We start from the raw sequence: 15,747 nt of genomic DNA on the forward strand, positions 1-15,747 counted from the left end.
ATACATTGGTCAAATGGAAGGAGCATCTCGCCATAGTTAACAGTGGAATGGAATCCTATGACAGATAATTCAATAATTAATAAGGCCACTTTACTTTTGTTATTACTGGCTACAATTACTTCAGCACCGGCAGAAGAGATAACGATCGAACACTTAGTGCCTGCCGGTTTTTCCGCGGCGGAAGAAAACGACACACTACAATTATTGGGCATATTAGAGGGTAAAACATTACCCCGCCCATTTTTTTTCTCGGAAAAAAAACAGCAGTTAAGTTTTGATCAACAACAATATCGCAATAACCACATTGATGAAAAATCAATTATTTTATTAGAAAACATTTTACCCCAAATACCTTATTTGCAATGCAAGAATGGCTGCGATTATATCTTATCTAACCATCGCGTCACCGTAGATAAGGTCAATAATGTAGTAACGATAACCAATAACAGCAACCGTTATTTAATGCCCGTCACTACTTGGGGATTGGTCCATAATCAATCCTTTGACCTGCGTATGACCGCAGAAAATTACCGCGCTATTTCAGGCCGTGGGCAAGGATATATTGGTCTACCCTTGCAATCTTTTGGCTTTGCCAATTGGTTTTATAACACCACCCGTTCAAAGAGCAACTATCACACCACACATCAGGCTCAATATCAGCAGCAAACTCAAATGGGTATCGATAGTTGGTACTTGCAAAAAAACTTCCAGGCACTCTACCTACGGGCAGGTAGACAAAATAATCTGGATAACAGTGCTGGCAGCATTCATACCCTGATTAACCCTGCTTTAGACCAATTCGTGACGCTGGGCAGCCAAAGTTATTTAGCTATTGATAAGCCCTCCGCGGGCAGCTTAGTGCTATATGCCACCAGCGATGGCGATTTCGAAATCTATCGCGATAACCAACTTATCCGCCGAATCCCTGCTCAACTGGGCCGTAATGAAATTGATTACAACCAACTTCCCAGCGGCTATTACAACGTTGAGATCCGGTTAGTCGACCGTACAGGGAAAGTCGTCAGTCAGGAAAGTCAAACCATCAGTAATATCAGCACTCAAACCAATAATGGCTGGTTCCTGACTATGGGTAAAGGAATGGCGCGTAACCGTAGCTCTCCCCACCTGATGCAGTTTGGTCGCAGTATGAACCTGCAAAGCGTGCAAACGAATATCACGCTACTCAAAGATAGCGCTAGCCACTGGGCAGCAGAAGGGAGTATTTCGCGCCCCTACATTTTTTCCGATCTCGATCTTACCCCGACTCTGGGCGTGATGTCTGGCGAAAAACGTGATGGAGGATATCTGCGCATCGCCGGTGGAAGTACCGCACTGGGATATGCAGCGGTATCCCGCTATCAAACGCCAGATGTGTCTATATATGCACCAAACGCGGGTAGCACATCAGCTTCTTATAGTCGCCAATTGGGGCCAGTCCAACTTAGCTATCAATTCAATCAATTTAACACCAGCCAGCAACACCGTATCCAAGGCCGCTGGGATTGGCGTCGGCCACAATACAACCTTGCACTGTCCCTGGGTGTACAAAAAGGTGGGCAATGGAGCAACCAAAATAATTACGGTGTATTTCTGAATACCACGCTCTCATTTATCAAAAGCAGTGCCAGTATCAACAGTGCCTATGATCAGCAGCAGTTAGTTACCAGTGCCAGTTATCAAAAAGAGTTTAACGATAACTATGGCACCAGCACCTTGGGTGTTGATGGCAGTACCAGTGGGAAAACGTCCAGTATCGGCAGCTTTGCTTATCGCAGTGGCAGCCGTGGTGATGTATCGGCACGAATGGGAGTTGATAACAAGATAGCCAATGGCAGCATCAGTTATAGCGGCATGCTGGCTATCAGCCCGCAAGGTATGGCATTAGGTCGCAGCAGCTACAGCGGAACCGCATTACTGATAGAGACACCGGACTTGGCTGGCACGCCATATAGCTTCAATGCGGAAGGCCATCCGATAACCGGCGCGGGTACTTACGCTATACCGATTCCACGGTATCAGGACCGTTTCTTTGTGCAAACACATACCGAACGCAATGATCTGGATATGAATATTCAGCTACCCGTCAATATTGCTCGCGCCCATCCTGGGCAAGTATTTTCCAGTAAGGCCGATATCACATTGAACCTGCTTTACAGCGGTTTCCTCAAGGATGAGCACGGACAACCTGTTAGCGGGGTTATTCAGGAAACTGGTGATACCGTCCACCCCAATGGACTATTTTCTATTCACTCTCGTGCCAAGCTGAAAAATATTCAGGTTCAAAACAACTTAGCCCGTTACCGCTGCAATATGAGCCAGCAACGCGATCATATTTATCTTTGTCACTTGGATTAATACCAACAGGAATTGTTATGAAATATGCTTATTTACTCTTCACTCTCGCCTTCTTGTTGGCGCCGATTACCGCTACTTATGCGCAGTTAGTGGCTATCCCTACCCGTACCACAGTGGAATCACTGGACCAACACCGGACAATCCAGGTCTATAACAGCGGTGATAAGCCACTGTATCTGGATATCACACTACAACGAGTAGATAACCCCGGGGTGCATCCTGAACAGAAAACACTGATAAGTGATATCTCGCAGCCTGAAATGATTTTTAACCCCAACCGGATTACTTTAGGACCGAAGCAGAAGCGTGATATTAAACTATTGCCCTTAAAATCTCCGACGCAGGAAACGCTGTATCGGCTGTATATCAACCCGGTAGTCGATATCAAAGCGGTCGGTCAGCATGAGGACAAAAGCAAAATCCATGCTCCTATGACCATCAGTATTGGTTATGGTGTGTTGATTCATCATGTGCCCCCTTTAACTGCACAGGTTCGTCACTGGCAACATCAATGCTTGCCGGGCGGTCATCTCATGCTTACCTCCAGCGGCACAGTTCATAGCAAATTTGAGCAACTGAACTCCGGCGACAAGACAGATAGCCTGAATCTATATCCCGGAACCCCCATCACCCTGTCAACCAAACAACTCAGCGGTAAGGTAGATAATGAAACGTTTACTGTTCATTGCGGCTAGCCTCCTGCCGCCCTCGGTTTTCAGTGCCATAGATATTCAGCCACATGTGCTGGAAATAGAGCAGGAAAGTACGGTGGTGACAGTAACTAATTACGGTTTAGACCCTGAGTACGTGACAGTTCAACTGTACCAGCTTAATAACCCAGGCGAGTCGCCAGAACAAGAATCACTAACCTCGGTAGGCGAACAGCGACATCCCGCACTGTTTGCATTCCCAGCAAAACTGACTCTGGGACCAAAACAGAGTGGGAGAATATTTCTTAAAGCACTTAGCACGCCGGATAAAGAGCAGGTATATCGACTCGCAGTAGCACCGGTTAATAACCTGCAAGTTACCGGTGGCCATACTGCCGTGTTGGGGGTGCAGTTAAGTTATATGGGATTGGTCAGGCATCTGGCTGCATCACCGCAACCCCAGTGGGCACACCGCTGTCTTGACGGGGGGATAGTGTTGGAGAATACCGGTAACACCCGCCTACAGTGGCGTCAGTTGAAAACCCAGGAACAGGATATAGAGGACTTTAATCTCTATCCCGACCAGCATCGGCAGCTGGCGGTCAGTGATGTACGAGGAATGATCGAGGATAAGCCCTTCAACTTGCGATGTATCGCAGGGTAAAGATAAGGAACATTATGAATATCATAAAAATCGTCGCCCTATCCCTATTACTCCCCTCACAGGCAAGGGCAGATTCAATTCCTCTGGGGAATATCGATGTCAGATTAGAAGTGACAGCACACCCCAGGATCGAGGTTGAAAAGCCACAAGGGGGTTGGTATAGCAGTATAAAACTGGAAAGTAGCCCCGAAAATCACTTGCTGTATCAAAAGGAACTCCCAGTAGTCGTCAAGCTACGCCGGCAAGAAGGATTTCGAATTTCGGTGAAAAATCCACTGATACTGACTCGTCACTCTACTGTATTGACGGGAGCAGATCAGGCATTCTCCCCCGCGCAAGTGCGCTGGGGCACGGATCGCGCCAACCTGCGCGTGTTATCAGCCATCCCTGAGACATTCAACATAACCCAGGGTAGAACCCGCCAAACCAGTACCGACTATATATTACATATTTCAGCATTAGCGCCCAGTGGGCCAAATTCCGCAGGGAAATATCACGGGCAGCTAACATTAATATTTGAAACGAATAGCTGAAATAAATAACTGATAGTCATGGAGAGATAATCAAGTGAATGTTAAATACAGACTATTCCTTATGGGGCTATTATTGCTAATAATTCAGCCTATAGCTATGGCAAACCTCTATTTTTATCCCTACACCCAACAATACTCTAATTGCAAAATCAAACTAAACGATGATGACAGCGTGGAGGTTTATTTTCGGGCGATGCTGAAAGATTTATATTCCTCATCAGGAACAATGGTAAATGGAAAACATATATTAGCCTGGGGAAAATTACTAAATATCCCAACTGATGAGATGAAAAATATCGGGTTACCTAACCGGCGTGCGCTCCTGTCACTTTATTTCTATAAAGCTGATGGCTCACGAGATTTCAGTATTCAATTTAATGATATCACTAATCTTTCGCTCAATGGCGAAGCACCCTCAGATTCGAATGATAATACTCAGGAAATACTGTTCAACCGTGATCTCAAATCATCACCCTTTGACAAGAAGTATTACTATGTTTCATTCAAAGTTGCCGCACATGTCCTCAAGGATATCAGAATCGGTGCAACTGTAGGTGGTGCGATCCATTACAAAGGGCAATATCACTCATTGATGTCATCTACTGGCGTTTCCTTTGGTCAGAATGGCAAACAATGCACACTCTTTAATCCTCAGGCGGACGTGGCACCAGAAGCCTTTAAAATTGATCCTAAATTCCGTATGAACGCGAAAACATGGCAATTGAAGTCTTTCGATTTAGATGAATTACTTGAGAAAATTGAGCGCAGCGCTAAAGGGAAAAGCGTACACGCGCCATTGATTAATCCAGCAGGTAACCGTTTTTGTATCCGCTATCGCGCCACCGGGATTCAACGGACGCGTTATATGATTAGCGCCACCAACCGAAATGGATTAGCAGCAAACACTGCACATTTTCAGTTAAAGGAAGCTGAGAGTGATAAGACCATCGGTTATACCGTGGAATTTCAAAACCAAGCAGGTAATACGAAAAACTTTTTACTGCCAAAAGAGAAAAAGTTTATTCAGTTGAGAAATGATAATAACGGTGAGATGTGCTGGTCACCACGCATACGGCTTTATAATACCAAGACAACCGATAAAGGAAGTTATAGCGATACACTCAATTTCACTATTACACCACAGGCATGATGCCGAACAGCTAGAAGATAGCTTTATGATTAGCTAATAACTAAGGCCCGGAAACGGGCCTTCATAGATAATGAAAAACGACGATTTAACCGCCCAGATAAGCTGAACGCACGGCTTCATTAGCTAACAACGCAGCCCCCGTGTCTTCCAGAACAATACGACCATTCTCTAGTACATACCCACGATCTGCTAACTTCAAAGCCTGATTCGCATTCTGCTCAACGAGGAAAATAGTCATCCCTTCTTCTCGTAATTGTTGAATAGTATCAAATATTTGCAGAATAATTATCGGTGCTAATCCTAATGAAGGTTCATCCAGTAACAGTAATTTTGGCTGGCTCATCAGGGCACGGCCTATCGCCAACATCTGTTGCTCGCCACCAGACATGGTTCCTGCTCGCTGAGCCCGACGTTCAAATAATCGCGGGAACAAGTCGTAAACCCGTTCAATACGTTGCTGATATTGCTGACGATCAGCGAAAAATCCCCCCATCGCCAGATTTTCTTCAACCGTCATTCGGGAAAATACCCGTCGGCCTTCAGGAACAATCGCAATCGCCTCACGCATAATGCGTGCGGTCTGCCAATCCGTAATATTCTGCTCACCAAAAACAATACTGCCCTCGGTCGCACGCGGCTCACCACACAATGTCCCCAACAGTGTGGTTTTACCCGCACCGTTAGCACCAATCAGTGTAACGATCTCACCTTGTTGAATATGCAGGCTAACCTGATGCAATGCCTGAATTTTGCCGTAATGGGCAGAAACGTTATTAAATGACAACATGTTATGTTTATGCCTCGCCCACTTTTTATTTACCCAAAAATACTTTTACTTAAAAATAAGTTATTCGCCCAAATAGGCCCGGATCACATCCGGGTTATTACGGATTTCGCTGGGTGTGCCTTGTGCTAACGGCGTTCCCTGATTGACCACATAAATGCGATCAGAAATTCCCATCACCAGTTTCATATCATGTTCGATTAACAATACCGAGACTTGGTGTTGGTCACGTAACTCCATAATCAACTGATTCAGTTCATCAGTCTCTTTGGGGTTCAATCCCGCAGCGGGCTCATCTAACATCAATAGCTCAGGGCGAGTCACCATGCAGCGGGCAATTTCCAGACGACGCTGCTGGCCATAGGCCAAATTCCCCGCCTGTCGGTTTGCCAGCTCTAATAGGCCGACACGCTCCAACCAAGTGGCTGCACGCTCCAACGCGTCGGCCTCTGCTCGCCGAAAACCGGGGGTTTTCAGCAAACCGGCAAAAACCCCACTTTTAAGGTGCCGATGCTGAGCCACCAGCAGGTTCTCTACCACCGTCATTTCACGGAACAGACGCACATGCTGGAAAGTACGAATCACCCCCATTCGGGCAATCATCTGGCCGGGTAGCCCTTCAAGATGACGATCACGTAACTTAATCGTGCCGCCGGTCGGGCGGTAAAAACCGGTTAGGCAGTTAAAAATTGTGGTCTTACCTGCCCCATTAGGGCCAATCAGCGAGACAATCTCACCCTGATTGAGGGTCAGACCCACATTGTTCACCGCCAGTAACCCACCAAAACGCATGGACAGCCCTTCAACTGCTAACAAAGGTTGCGTATTCATATCTGCTCCCCTTTTTTAGCTTTTATCTCTGCGACTTTTAGCTTTAGCTGTGGCCGTTTCATTGGCAGCAACCCTTGTGGACGCCAAATCATCATCAGTACCATCAATGCACCTAACAGCAACATACTGTAAGCATTGAGGTCACGCATTAATTCCCGCGAAACCACCAGCAATACCGCCGCCAGGATGACCGCGAACTGCGACCCCATGCCACCTAACACCACAATCGCTAGCACGAAAGCCGATTCAACAAAGGTGAAGGATTCAGGACTAACGAAACCCTGTCGGGCGGCAAACAAAGTACCGGCAAAACCAGCAAACGCGGCACTGATAGTAAATGCAGTCAGCTTGATTTTGGTTGGGCTAAGGCCCAATGAGCGGCAGGCGATTTCATCTTCACGCAATGCTTCCCATGCTCGGCCCAGCGGCATACGCAGCAGTCGATTGATCACAAACAAGGTCAGGATCACTAATAACAACGCCACCATATACAAGAAAATGATACGGTCACTAGGATCATAAGTCAGGCCAAAGAAGTTGTGGAAAGTATCCCAACCGCCATCCTTCGCAGTGCGGCTGAACTCTAAACCAAACAGTGTTGGTTTTGGAATTTGGCTAATCCCATTCGGCCCACCAGTGATTTCCGTATTATTGAGCAGCAAAATACGCACAATTTCACCGAAACCCAAAGTGACAATCGCCAGGTAATCCCCCCGCAAGCGTAATACCGGGAAGCCCAACAAGAAGCCAGACAGTGCTGCGACTATGCCAGCCAGCGGTAAACTCTCCCAAAAACCTAAACCGTAATAGTGATTCAACAGCGCATAGGTATAGGCACCAATGGCATAGAATCCACCGTAGCCTAGTACCAACAGGCCAGACAGCCCCACGACAACGTTCAATCCCAACCCCAACATGACATAAATCAACGTCAGGGTCGCAATATCCACTGAACCTCTGGAGACCAGGAACGGCCAGGCGATTGCGGCGATAATAATTGCTGCGGCTAATAGTTTTTGACGGGGGGTGGTGCCATCAAAACTAGGCAATACCCATGCCGGACCAGAGACTTTTTTAATACCTTGCTGGATGTACGGGCGCACCAGTTGGAAGAAAAACACCACGATACAACCCGCGCCAATCCACAGCCAGCGGACTTCTGCTGCCCCTTGCACAATGAGTTTGGTGCCGTCTAACTGCAACTGCAAACCCATTACAAACGAGGCGAGGACGAAGAGCACAAAACTGGAAATAATGGCATTAACAAAGTTGAGTTGTTTCATACTTTTTCAACCTCTGGACGGCCTAAGATCCCAGTAGGCATAACAAGCAGCACCACAATCAGCAATGCGAATGAAACTGCATCTTTGTATTCAGTGCTTAGATAAGCAGAAGTTAATGCTTCAGCCACACCCAGAATCAAGCCACCGATCATCGCGCCAGGAATACTACCAATGCCACCTAATACGGCTGCGGTGAAGGCTTTCATACCGGCCATAAAACCAATATATGGGTTGATAACCCCATAGAACTGGCCAAGTAATACCCCTGCCACGGCGGCCATCAATGCCCCGATAACAAAGGTCAGCGAGATAACCCGGTCAGTATTAATACCCAGCAGGCTCGCCATTTTTAAGTCTTCAGCACAGGCACGGCAGGCACGACCCATACGGGAATAGCGGATAAATAAGGTTAATGCCAGCATCGCCAAGAAAGTAACTACCCAGATGGTCAGTTGCATGGTGCTTATGGTCGCGGCAAACCCATTGGTTTCTGCCAAAGTCCATTGCCCGGTAACCAAACTCGGTAGTGCTAAATCCCGTGAGCCTTGCGTCAAGCTGACGTAGTTTTGCAGGAAGATTGACATCCCAATCGCCGAGATCAGTGCAATCAAACGCTTGGAGCTACGAACCGGCTTATAGGCCACCCGTTCAATACTCCAGCCATAAGCACTGGCGATCACGATAGAGACGAGAAAAGCAGAGCCGATCAATAACCAGCTAGCGTCGATCCCCATCATCATCAATGCGGCGATCACGATAAACGAAACGTAGCTGCCGATCATATACACTTCGCCGTGAGCAAAGTTGATCATGCCGATAATGCCGTACACCATGGTATAACCAATGGCGATCAGCGCATACGTGCTGCCCAACGTAACACCGTTGAACATCTGTTGCAGAAAATAAAGAAACTGCTCTGACATACCCTAACCCTTTGATTCACTTGCCTGGCTGCCCTAGCCAACTGCGCCAAATCTACTGTGTGCAGAGAGGAAAATCCCCCCGAAACATGGGGGGATGCAGTTGGTAAAAGGGGCCGGGTTGCTGCGGGAGCAACCCTACAACTTGATGATTCTAATATTATTGTTATTTGACCGCAGTTGACGAACCATCTGCGTGCCATTCAAAAATACCGAATTCAAACCCTTTCAAATCGCCTTTTTCATCCCAACTCAATGGCCCCATCACTGTTTCAACCGGCTTACCAGTTTTCAGATCTTTGACCAAATCAGCCGGCTCTTGGCTGCCGCTACGTTCCATTGCCGTGGTTAGCGATTGCAATGCAGCATAGGTTGTCCAAACAAACGGACCGGTTGGGTCAAGTTTCTTCGCTTTCAGCGCATCAACAATAGGCTGGTTAGTTGGCACCTGATCATAACGTTTCGGTAATGTCACCAGCATGCCTTCAGAAGCGTCACCAGCGATATTAGATAGTGAGGAGTTACCAACACCCTCTGGCCCCATAAAGCGAGCTGTCAGACCTGCTTGCTTCGCCTGACGCAGGATCTGACCCATCTCTGGGTAGTAACCACCAAAGTAGACGAAATCGACATTCTCTTTCTTCAGACGAGCCACCAACGTAGAGAAATCTTTATCACCCGCGGTCACGCCTTCAAACAGCACCACTTCGGTACCTTGCTTTTTCAAGCTGTCACGTACAGAACGCGCCAAGCCTTCACCGTACTGCTGCTTATCATGTACCACTGCAATACGTTTAGGCTTAATAGTCTCAATGATATATTTGGCAGCGGTTGGGCCTTGATCAGAATCCAAACCGGTGGTGCGCATGATCATTTTATAACCACGCGTGGTCAGATCGGCATTGGTTGCAGCAGGAGTGATCATAATCACGCCTTCATCTTCATAAATGTCTGAGGCAGGCTGAGTTGAAGAAGAGCACAGATGGCCGATAACATAACGAATACCGTCGTTAATGACTTTGTTGGCAACGGCGACAGCTTGTTTCGGGTCGCAGGCATCATCGTATTCCACGCCAACCAGTTTATCGCCTTTGATTCCACCTTTGGCATTGATATCAGCAATAGCCTGACGTGCGCCGGTAAATTCCATGTCACCATATTGGGCAACCGGGCCTGACATCGCGCCAACAATGGCGACTTTAATGTCTTTAGCCAGTACAGAGTGGCTCATCGCCATTGCTATACACCCAGCCAGCAACACTTTACCTTTTGTTAATTTCATCCGCGAATTCCCCATCTGTCATTGTGAACGTGCTTGTTGTGTCGGTCTTAACGTTTTATCGAATGTAACGTTTTATTCATAAGTAATAATGATTTAGTCTCAAAAGTAATAGATTTTTCTAATAAGACTTTATTTTTCATGTCATTAAACAGGAGTTTTATGCTGTAAATCAACTAAGACAAGCAGAAACAAGCGGTGTAAACAGCATAAAATTAGGATTAAATTGAATGGGTTTTACTCAAATGATAGTGGGTTGTGCTGGTTATGTGATCTTTTACTCCGGTAAAACTCGGAAAATGCAGTAGCGAAAAAACATTTTCCGCCGTGAACGTACAGAAAAACTTACACAACGCTCTGGTCTGTGATCTAGTACAATAAACCACAGCCCCATTACCCTTACTTTTTTGTGGTCTCTCGACGATGAAACTGACTATTGAACGATTAACAACCCTTACTCATCAGGATCTTATCGATTTAGCGAAGATCTGGCCTGAACAACAGCCAACGCTCTGGCAGCAGTGGATTAACGATGGTAAGCCGCTGTTTGGCGCGCGTTTTAACGAGCGTCTATTAGGTGCAGTCAAAATCACGGTGAATGGTCAGCAGGCTGAGTTTCAGGATTTGTATGTCAGAGAGGTGACTCGTCGCCGTGGCGTGGGATTATATTTGATTGAAGAAACGCAGCGTCAGTTACCGACAGTACAGCACTGGCAACTTAAGGATGAGCAGGTTATAGCCGAACAACATGAGGCGATGGATGGTTTTATGCACGCCTGTGGTTTTAGCCGTGGCACACAAGGCTGGCACAAATAGCCAGTATCAATAAAATAGCGATCTCAGCTCATTTGATTTTGCTAGATAAAACGGGTTTTGCTAAATAAATTTTGTTGATGGAGAGTGCCAAAAAAGCAAAAGGGCGACATTAATAAATAATATCGCCCTTCATGTTACGCCATATCCCGTTTATAGCTAACATCGCAGTAGTGTTTAACTGCAATGCTAATGGTTTTGGGTATATGTATTAGGCTTCAATCGCCATGCGTAATTTTTTCATCGCGTTCTTTTCAAGCTGACGCACACGTTCAGCAGATACACCGTACTGATCGGCCAGCTCCTGTAACGTTGACTTGTTGTCATCGTCCAACCAACGGGCGCGAATAATATGCTGGCTCCGCTCGTCCAATCCTTCCAACGCATAAGACAGTTTATCTGCCGCATGGTTATCCCAGTTATCCTCTTCAATGCCATCAGCAAAATCAGAGGTTTTATCCTGTAAATACAGGACCGGCGCCATAGATTGGCCATCACGTGCTTCGTCATCTGGAGATGGATCAAATGTCATATCCTGTGCGGACATGCGTGATTCCATCTCGCGAACATCTTTACTGGTCACACCCAGTTCTTTGGCAACCAGCTCGACTTCATCCTGATTAAACCAACCCAGACGCTGCTTGGTTTTACGCAGGTTGAAGAACAATTTACGCTGAGCTTTGGTGGTTGCGACTTTGACAATTCGCCAGTTACGCAGAACATATTCGTGAATTTCTGCTTTGATCCAATGTACCGCAAAGGACACCAGACGTACCCCGACTTCAGGGTTAAAACGGCGAACTGCTTTCATCAAGCCAATATTACCTTCCTGAATAAGGTCAGCCTGCGGCAAACCATACCCGGAATAGTTGCGGGCAACATGAGCGACAAAGCGCAGGTGAGACAGGATAAGCTGTTTAGCCGCTCCCAGATCGCCCTGGTAATGCAGCCGTTCAGCCAGCTCCCGTTCTTCCTCTGCGGTCAGCATCGGATAGGCGTTGGCGGCCCGAATATAGGCTTCCAGACTACCTTGGGGTACTAAGGCTAAAGTTTGCATTTCTTTGGTCATTCAAAACCCTCTCATTGCATGTTTAGTGCAGTTTTGTCTCAGCGCAGATATTTTAGCATCTGCTTAAACAGATTCAAGCGCTGGGCACATTATCATTTCACTGTGTTATTGGACTGGTTATTGCCGTAAAAGTTCATACCAGATCACACTTTTTGACTCTGGATCTTAGCAGATAACCGGTCAAGCGGATCAGGAAGTGTAGATGGAATTCACTACAGCAAACACCTCTTTCCCTGCTTTAGTTCAACACCGCAGGGAAAGAGTATAACAAACATTCTTTACTGCGGTGTAAATCGACGTAAATGTTGGACCGTTGCCAGCCACGCTGCAATCCAGCCGATCATGGCAGAGATCAATACCAGCAACAGGCACTCATCCCAGCTCAAGCCATGTAAGGTAAATTGGGTACCGAACACCGCTGCCACCTGCGTAACCACCGAGCCAAGCTTCCATACCAGCCCTTCTGATAGGATCAGAGATAACACCGCACCACCAAATCCCAGCATTGCCCCGCCGTTCAGGAACGGTCGCAGAATGAACCCATCCGTTGCACCAATCAACTTCATAACATTGATAGTATCGCGGCGGCTAAAGATACTCAGACGCACACTGTTACCAATTACCAGGAACACGGCAACCACCATCAAAACACCAATCATGGCCGCGACCTGCCCGACCAGGCCTGTCAGCGCGGCCAAACGGGCAAACCAGCTATCATCCATGCGGACTTCAGCCACCCCTTCCACCTTACTAACCCGATCACGCAGGGTATCCAGCGTCCCTGAGCTTTGGAAATCCAATTTAGGGGTGATAATGGCAACTGCGGGCAGCGGATTTTCTTCCAGCATATCCAGCGCTCCACCAAAACCGGACCAGTTGCGGAACTCACCCATCGCTTCTTCCCGCGACAGATAATTAACCTTCTCCACACCTGCTTCCGCTTTCAGCGTAGTCACCACGTTCTCAGCTGCGTTATCGTCCAGTGCTTTATCTAAATAGACCGTCAGTTGTGGGGTTGGATACCATTGATCTGCCGCCTGACTGACGTTCTTCCACACGATATAGCATACGCTTGGCAGTGTTAACGAAATGGCAATCACCATCACCGTTAACAGTGTCGCCAGTGGTTGGCGCATCATATCGGCAATGGCATTAACCCACGAATAGCGCCACTGTTCACGCCAACCGCCTTTTAGCGCTTTGGTTTTTGCTTTCTGTGCGTTATTCGCCATGATGCGCTCCTAACATCCGCCCCTGACTCAATGTCAGAATCGGGTAGCGCCGCCGGGCAATCAACGACGTATCGTGGGTTGCCATCAACACGGTAACGCCCACACGGTTAAATTCTTCAAACAAACGCAAAATACCTTCGGATAATGCATCGTCCAGGTTACCCGTCGGTTCATCAGCCAGTAATACTGCCGGTTTATTCACTACCGCCCGAGCAATGCCTACACGCTGTTGCTCACCGCCGGAAAGTTGAATTGGGAAGTTTTTCGCCTTATCCAACAACCCTACTTTATCCAGAGCTGCGGATACTCTGCGGCGAATATCTTCAGTGCTGGCACCAGCAATAATCAATGGCATAGCGACATTGTCATATACCGTTCTGTCCAACAACAGGTGATGATCCTGGAAGATCATCCCGATCTGGCGACGCAGGAAAGGTACTTCTCGGTTTTTCAAGCGACTGATATCGTGACCACCAAACCATATATGACCGGCACTGGGGCGCTCGATACCACAAATCAGTTTCAGCAGGGTGCTTTTCCCTGCACCGGAATGGCCGGTCAGAAACGCCATTTCCGCTGGGCGCAGATGAAAATCGACCCCTTGGAGCGCTTGTCGTCCGCCCAGATAAGCTTTACTGACCTGTTCAAAGCGAATCATCCGTATTAGTCCTCTCGGGCAAAAAGAGCCTCAATAAAATCGTCAGCCTTAAATGGCCGCAAATCTTCTATACCTTCCCCAACACCGATATAACGGATTGGGATTCCGAACTGATCTGCGATGGCAAAAATCACCCCGCCCTTGGCGGTACCATCCAGTTTAGTCAGGGTAATTCCGGTCAGACCGACTGCTTCATTAAACAGTTTCGCCTGACTCACCGCATTTTGTCCGGTACTGGCATCTAACGTCAGCATAACCTCATGGGGGGCGTCGCCGTCCAGCTTTTTCATCACTCGGACAATCTTCTTCAACTCTTCCATCAGGTGGGCTTTATTTTGTAAACGCCCGGCAGTGTCCGCCAGCAGCACATCAATACCTCGGGCTTTCGCTGCCTGAATAGCATCGAAAATCACCGAAGCAGAGTCTGCACCGGTATGCTGTGCCACCACGGCAATCTTGTTACGATCCCCCCAAACTTGCAGTTGTTCTACCGCAGCCGCGCGGAAAGTATCACCCGCCGCCAGCATGACAGATTTACCTTCAGCCTGGAATTGGCGTGCCAGTTTCCCGATGGTGGTAGTTTTCCCCACACCATTAACGCCAACCATTAGGATAACAAAGGGATTTTTGCCACTGACATCCAATGGCTTGTCTACTTTAGACAGAATTTCAGACATTTCCTCTTTAAGCTTGCCATATAACGCTTCGGCATCTTTTAGCTGCTTACGACTGGCATGTTCGGTTAGAGAGGTAATAATTTTACGGGTAGTTTCGACGCCAACGTCGGCGATCAGGAGCTGTTCTTCTAACTCTTCAAACAGATCGTCGTCGATTTTCTTACCACTGAACAGCCCCATAAAACCGGAGCCAAGATTCTGCTTGGTTTTAAGTAAGCTGCGTTTTAAACGAGCAAAAAAACCTTCTTTGGTTGGGCGTTCTTGTTCCTGAACCGCTACCGGCACAATTTCGTTTACCGCTTCAAGCTCTGTTTGTGACTCAAATTCTTCTTCAATTACTGCTGTTTCGCCGCTAACCTCGACCCACGGTTCTTCCACAATAGCTTGTGGCGCAGAGACATCGAGAACCAGGTTATCTTCTGTCAATGGCAGTTCTGGCGCACTGACGGTGCCTTCATCCCATTGAGCAACATTATCGTCTTCATTCTCATGTTGTGAGAAATGATGTTGTAAATACTGAGGATCAGAAGAGAAATCTATCGGTTCCTCAACTCCTTGCGCTGTAGGGTCTACATCCAGCTCAGGCAGAATTTCAGCCGCGGCTTCACTGACAACGGCGCTATCCCATTCACCCGGTGCGGCAGTGACATGCTCTTCTAGCTCAACAGGCGGATGCTCAGATGCTATCTCAATCTGTTTCTCACTGATGGCTTGCTCTTCAGCATGCTCAGCAACACCTTCTTTTTCAGTAGCCAATGGCTCTGTTGGTTGTTCTTCATTCTGACGGCCAAGGCCCAGCCAGGAAAAAAAACCACGTTTTTTTTCTTTTGCCATTTGCGACTACACTCC

General features: G+C 47.4%; 15 protein-coding genes. 6 read left to right on the forward strand and 9 right to left on the reverse strand.

Annotated features, from left to right (window positions below):
• Nucleotides 1-57: 57 nt before the first annotated feature.
• Genes V1956_RS00770 through V1956_RS00790 form a run of 5 tightly spaced genes read left to right on the forward strand, consistent with a single transcriptional unit; the run spans nucleotide 58 to nucleotide 5,352 of the window.
• Nucleotides 58-2,355: a TcfC E-set like domain-containing protein gene (locus V1956_RS00770; protein WP_442824725.1), complete on the forward strand. Its 2,298-nt coding sequence runs from the start codon at nucleotides 58-60 to the stop codon at nucleotides 2,353-2,355.
• Between the two features lie 17 nt (nucleotides 2,356-2,372).
• Nucleotides 2,373-3,050, forward strand: a complete 678-nt coding sequence (locus tag V1956_RS00775; protein ID WP_372560046.1) for a pilus assembly protein — start codon at nucleotides 2,373-2,375, stop codon at nucleotides 3,048-3,050.
• Entirely contained in the window at nucleotides 3,022-3,669 is a 648-nt protein-coding gene (locus tag V1956_RS00780) for a hypothetical protein (RefSeq protein ID WP_372560047.1), read from the forward strand. Before V1956_RS00775 ends, V1956_RS00780 begins: the two co-directional genes overlap by 29 nt.
• A gap of 14 nt (nucleotides 3,670-3,683) precedes the next feature.
• Nucleotides 3,684-4,202: a fimbrial protein gene (locus V1956_RS00785; protein ID WP_420070859.1), complete on the forward strand. Its 519-nt coding sequence runs from the start codon at nucleotides 3,684-3,686 to the stop codon at nucleotides 4,200-4,202.
• A gap of 34 nt (nucleotides 4,203-4,236) precedes the next feature.
• The gene (locus V1956_RS00790) at nucleotides 4,237-5,352 is read left to right on the forward strand and encodes a hypothetical protein (protein ID WP_420074260.1); all 1,116 of its coding nucleotides are present in this window, start codon (nucleotides 4,237-4,239) and stop codon (nucleotides 5,350-5,352) included.
• A gap of 85 nt (nucleotides 5,353-5,437) precedes the next feature.
• Here V1956_RS00790 and livF read toward each other — a convergent pair whose 3' ends face one another.
• The 5 genes from livF to V1956_RS00815 all read right to left on the reverse strand — a co-directional run bounded on the left by livF (nucleotide 5,438) and on the right by V1956_RS00815 (nucleotide 10,452).
• Nucleotides 5,438-6,139: a high-affinity branched-chain amino acid ABC transporter ATP-binding protein LivF gene (gene livF, locus V1956_RS00795; RefSeq protein ID WP_083161973.1), complete on the reverse strand. Its 702-nt coding sequence runs from the start codon at nucleotides 6,137-6,139 to the stop codon at nucleotides 5,438-5,440.
• Nucleotides 6,140-6,199: 60 nt separating this feature from the next.
• A complete protein-coding gene (gene livG, locus V1956_RS00800) occupies nucleotides 6,200-6,967 on the reverse strand; it encodes a high-affinity branched-chain amino acid ABC transporter ATP-binding protein LivG (protein ID WP_420074259.1) in 768 nt (255 codons plus the stop codon).
• Nucleotides 6,964-8,250: a high-affinity branched-chain amino acid ABC transporter permease LivM gene (locus tag V1956_RS00805; RefSeq protein ID WP_372560050.1), complete on the reverse strand. Its 1,287-nt coding sequence runs from the start codon at nucleotides 8,248-8,250 to the stop codon at nucleotides 6,964-6,966. Before V1956_RS00805 ends, livG begins: the two co-directional genes overlap by 4 nt.
• Nucleotides 8,247-9,173, reverse strand: coding sequence for a high-affinity branched-chain amino acid ABC transporter permease LivH (gene livH, locus V1956_RS00810; RefSeq protein ID WP_083161967.1), 927 nt, complete (start codon nucleotides 9,171-9,173; stop codon nucleotides 8,247-8,249). Before livH ends, V1956_RS00805 begins: the two co-directional genes overlap by 4 nt.
• 163 nt (nucleotides 9,174-9,336) lie before the next feature.
• The gene (locus V1956_RS00815; RefSeq protein WP_083161965.1) at nucleotides 9,337-10,452 is read right to left on the reverse strand and encodes a branched-chain amino acid ABC transporter substrate-binding protein; all 1,116 of its coding nucleotides are present in this window, start codon (nucleotides 10,450-10,452) and stop codon (nucleotides 9,337-9,339) included.
• A gap of 420 nt (nucleotides 10,453-10,872) precedes the next feature.
• Here V1956_RS00815 and panM point away from each other — a divergent pair, with 420 nt between their 5' ends.
• Complete coding sequence (gene panM, locus V1956_RS00820) at nucleotides 10,873-11,265, forward strand: aspartate 1-decarboxylase autocleavage activator PanM (RefSeq protein WP_083161963.1); 393 nt, start codon at nucleotides 10,873-10,875, stop codon at nucleotides 11,263-11,265.
• A 208-nt stretch (nucleotides 11,266-11,473) separates the two neighbouring features.
• Here panM and rpoH read toward each other — a convergent pair whose 3' ends face one another.
• From rpoH to ftsY, 4 genes are all read right to left on the reverse strand, one after another.
• Nucleotides 11,474-12,331, reverse strand: a complete 858-nt coding sequence (gene rpoH, locus V1956_RS00825; RefSeq protein WP_004391342.1) for an RNA polymerase sigma factor RpoH — start codon at nucleotides 12,329-12,331, stop codon at nucleotides 11,474-11,476.
• 278 nt (nucleotides 12,332-12,609) lie between these two features.
• On the reverse strand, nucleotides 12,610-13,563 hold the full coding sequence (ftsX, locus tag V1956_RS00830; protein ID WP_083161961.1) for a permease-like cell division protein FtsX: 954 nt from the start codon (nucleotides 13,561-13,563) through the stop codon (nucleotides 12,610-12,612).
• Nucleotides 13,553-14,221: a cell division ATP-binding protein FtsE gene (gene ftsE, locus V1956_RS00835; protein ID WP_019213191.1), complete on the reverse strand. Its 669-nt coding sequence runs from the start codon at nucleotides 14,219-14,221 to the stop codon at nucleotides 13,553-13,555. The genes ftsX and ftsE overlap by 11 nt, the downstream gene beginning before the upstream one ends.
• A gap of 5 nt (nucleotides 14,222-14,226) precedes the next feature.
• Nucleotides 14,227-15,732 carry a signal recognition particle-docking protein FtsY gene (gene ftsY, locus V1956_RS00840; protein WP_372560051.1) on the reverse strand — a complete coding sequence of 502 codons (1,506 nt, stop codon included), beginning with the start codon at nucleotides 15,730-15,732 and terminating at the stop codon, nucleotides 14,227-14,229.
• Nucleotides 15,733-15,747 lie beyond the last annotated feature (15 nt).

It is taken from the genome of Yersinia sp. 2540 StPb PI, assembly GCF_052217165.1.
GTDB lineage: Bacteria > Pseudomonadota > Gammaproteobacteria > Enterobacterales > Enterobacteriaceae > Yersinia > Yersinia enterocolitica_E.

What these genes read in the sequence shown, in the direction of transcription:
- V1956_RS00770 (WP_442824725.1), top strand. Translation starts at nt 58, where the DNA reads ATGACAGATAATTCAATAATTAATAAGGCCACTTTACTTTTGTTATTA.
- V1956_RS00775 (WP_372560046.1), top strand. Translation starts at nt 2,373, where the DNA reads ATGAAATATGCTTATTTACTCTTCACTCTCGCCTTCTTGTTGGCGCCG.
- V1956_RS00780 (WP_372560047.1), top strand. Translation starts at nt 3,022, where the DNA reads ATGAAACGTTTACTGTTCATTGCGGCTAGCCTCCTGCCGCCCTCGGTT.
- V1956_RS00785 (WP_420070859.1), top strand. Translation starts at nt 3,684, where the DNA reads ATGAATATCATAAAAATCGTCGCCCTATCCCTATTACTCCCCTCACAG.
- livF (WP_083161973.1), bottom strand. Translation starts at nt 6,139, where the DNA reads ATGTTGTCATTTAATAACGTTTCTGCCCATTACGGCAAAATTCAGGCA.
- livG (WP_420074259.1), bottom strand. Translation starts at nt 6,967, where the DNA reads ATGAATACGCAACCTTTGTTAGCAGTTGAAGGGCTGTCCATGCGTTTT.
- V1956_RS00805 (WP_372560050.1), bottom strand. Translation starts at nt 8,250, where the DNA reads ATGAAACAACTCAACTTTGTTAATGCCATTATTTCCAGTTTTGTGCTC.
- livH (WP_083161967.1), bottom strand. Translation starts at nt 9,173, where the DNA reads ATGTCAGAGCAGTTTCTTTATTTTCTGCAACAGATGTTCAACGGTGTT.
- V1956_RS00815 (WP_083161965.1), bottom strand. Translation starts at nt 10,452, where the DNA reads ATGAAATTAACAAAAGGTAAAGTGTTGCTGGCTGGGTGTATAGCAATG.
- panM (WP_083161963.1), top strand. Translation starts at nt 10,873, where the DNA reads ATGAAACTGACTATTGAACGATTAACAACCCTTACTCATCAGGATCTT.
- rpoH (WP_004391342.1), bottom strand. Translation starts at nt 12,331, where the DNA reads ATGACCAAAGAAATGCAAACTTTAGCCTTAGTACCCCAAGGTAGTCTG.
- ftsX (WP_083161961.1), bottom strand. Translation starts at nt 13,563, where the DNA reads ATGGCGAATAACGCACAGAAAGCAAAAACCAAAGCGCTAAAAGGCGGT.
- ftsE (WP_019213191.1), bottom strand. Translation starts at nt 14,221, where the DNA reads ATGATTCGCTTTGAACAGGTCAGTAAAGCTTATCTGGGCGGACGACAA.
- ftsY (WP_372560051.1), bottom strand. Translation starts at nt 15,732, where the DNA reads ATGGCAAAAGAAAAAAAACGTGGTTTTTTTTCCTGGCTGGGCCTTGGC.